The following is a 2,798-nucleotide window of genomic DNA, read 5'->3' on the forward strand; positions in this document are numbered from 1 at the left end:
GGGATCAAAAGTCGAGAAGTTAAAGGCAGTGGCTATGGCCAGCTTAGATTTGACGATACCACAGACCAAATCAGCAGCCAGCTACAAAGCAGTCACGGCGCGAGTCAACTTAACCTTGGTAATCTGAGTGATCCTAAAGAAACTGATACCAGTGAAGGACGAGGCCAAGGCTTTGAACTAAGAACAGACCAATGGGGAGCAGTGCGTGCAGGACAGGGGCTACTACTGAGTACCTATGCTCAAGATTCAGCTTCAGGTAACCATCTCGATGCAGCAGCAGTGAAAAGTCAGTTAGAAAGTAGCCTAAATAATTCTAAGGCCTTAAGTGAAGTTGCCAAAAATCAGCAAACTGATCCTTTAGAAAATTTAGATCATTTGAAATCGTTTATTTCATCTTTGGAAAAAGGTGAATCCAGTGAAGCAAAAAGCCAAGCAGATACCTTTAAGCAAGCTCTCATGTTATTGGCTTCACCCAATTCGGTTGCGCTTGCTACTAATGAAGATCTACATCTTTCTGCCGATCGACAAATCTATGAAACTGCGGGTGATAGTATTCAATTGAGTACCCAAAAGAATATAGTCGCACATGCACAATCAAAGATCAGTCTTTTTGCGGCACAAGAAGGGGCAAGATTATTTGCAGGGAAAGGTAAAGTTGAAATCCAAGCACAAGGCGATGGTGCGGATTTGATTGCACGTAAAGGTATTCAGATTATTTCAACTGAAGATAAGATTGAGATTAAAGCGGATAAGAAAATTATTTTGATTGCAGATGGTTCGCAAGTTGAAATTAGTAGTGCAGGTGTTTTACCGACCACTGCGGGTAAGTTTGAGAGTAAGGCGGGGCAGCATAAGTTTTTGGGCGGAGAGATGATGAGTTCGACTATTCCTTTAATACCAAAGCTTGGAATGTATAATTTGGCATTTGAGGTTAAGGATAAAGATACTCAAGAAGCTTTACAGAATACAGAATATGTTTTAATAAATGAGTTAGGGCATACTTTTTATGGAGTAACTGATGAAAAGGGATACACTCAGACTTTTTATTCAGATAAAGAAGAAAATTATACTTTACATGTTTTAAATAAAAAAATTGAAAGTTTTTTAGAGAATGGGGATGAAAATGGCTAAGTATGATTCTCCTAGAATAGCTCAGTTGTATATTGAGGAAGTTCCACATAATTTATCTATAGAAAAATTTAAGTATAAGGTAACTAAAAAAATTGGTGAAAAAGTTATTTATACTTCAAAGTTTATGTCATTTAGTAAGAACAAGACTTTCCTAATAAAGGTTGATGATAATTCTGAAAAAGTACAAGCAGATGTTTATCTAAATGATAAATGGTTTAAAGGTTATATTTTAAGGCACTATAAATCAGATGCGGAAATTAAATTTGATAAAACTAGTTTGAAGTCGACTATATCTAAAAATTCAGAAGATAATAATAAAATAAAAGATGTATATTTAAAATCACAAAGTGATTGTGGATATATTATTTTGATGTCATTCGAAATTATTAGTGATTTTTTGAGTCGAATATATCAGAATAAACCTACAGCGGATGATTATAGGGTGTTTAGGCTAAATAATTCACATATTGATGTTTTACAATCTGGGAATTTAAATGAAAAACTGAGACCAGGGCAGGTTGTTATTATCTCCCATAGTTTAATATCTGCAAATAATTCTAAATTGAAAGCTATGAAAGATATTGCTCTTAGGGTTGAGCAAGAGTTAGCAATACATAGAAAAGACTCAAGGTTTGATGAGCGTTTTCATGCTATTCATAATGAGCTATTGATATCAATTTTAATGGATAAAAATATTAGTCTAGAAGGGGTGATTAGTGAAGCTGAATATAGAAAATCATTAGCATTAGCATCAATTAAGTATGATAATAATGGGTGTGTAATAGGTGAGATAGATCTGGATAATTATGAGCTTCCAAGTGTTAATTTTGGATATGAGACAACAAATGCATTTTTTTTGACAGCTGAACAAATAAATAATTATGAGCAAAAGTATAATGCTAGGATTGAGTTGAATAAGCAAGCTCATTTAAATGCTATGAACCGATATAATAGATTGGCAGAATTAGCTGAGCAATATCAGAAAACAAGAGGTGTAACCCTTTCAAATAACTTTGCTGAAACTTCCAGATTTATTCAGGCTAACAAATATTCAATTGATGCTTTGGGTGAGGCACTGAAATCGAAATTTTTAGCTTATGAGGTCCGTAAAGATTATATGAGATTACAAGACTTATTGATAAAAGGAAGTGGTGTTATAGGAACAGTTGAGGAAAGGTTATATGTATATGAGAAAATGATAAAGCATACAACAGGATTATCAACTGCGGTGCGATTAGGTGGAAAAATTATGTTAATGTGGACTGCTTATGAAGCAGGCAAGACGGTCTATTCTGCAACAAAAAAGAATAATAATATGTATACTAGAAAAATAATTTTTGTTGAGACATCCAAAGCCGAGGCAGCAATAGTAGCAGGAGCAGCAGGAGCAGCAGCAGGTCGAGGATTAGTTACAGTTATTGGACTCAATCCATATGGGCGTGCCGGACAAGTTGTGATGACGGTATTAGGAATGGGATCAGCTGCTGGTGCTAGTGTAATGGTTGATAAAGCATTATTTAAGAGTATGGGGTTATGTAAATAATGGATTTAAACTTTATTTTTTTAATTATTAGTCTTATTATTTATATTATTAGTTATATTTACTCTCTAAATTTTATGAAGAGAAATGAATTTGTTAAATCTAAATTTTCTAACAAAGATTATTT

At 33.9% G+C, this 2,798-nt stretch carries 2 protein-coding genes; both read left to right on the forward strand.

Annotation, left to right across the window (positions count from 1 at the left end):
- Positions 1-1,131, forward strand: a 1,131-nt coding sequence (locus GJV03_RS21190) for a type VI secretion system Vgr family protein (RefSeq protein WP_154131069.1), incomplete at its 5' end; no start/stop codon positions are given.
- Positions 1,124-2,674: a hypothetical protein gene (locus GJV03_RS21195; RefSeq protein WP_154131070.1), complete on the forward strand. Its 1,551-nt coding sequence runs from the start codon at positions 1,124-1,126 to the stop codon at positions 2,672-2,674. The genes GJV03_RS21190 and GJV03_RS21195, both read left to right, overlap by 8 nt.
- Positions 2,675-2,798: the final 124 nt, after the last annotated feature.

It is taken from the genome of Acinetobacter sp. RIT698 (genome assembly GCF_009668065.1).
Lineage (GTDB): Bacteria > Pseudomonadota > Gammaproteobacteria > Pseudomonadales > Moraxellaceae > Acinetobacter > Acinetobacter guillouiae.

Excerpts from the sequence above, each read along its gene's own strand:
- GJV03_RS21195 (WP_154131070.1), top strand. The coding sequence starts at position 1,124 with ATGGCTAAGTATGATTCTCCTAGAATAGCTCAGTTGTATATTGAGGAA.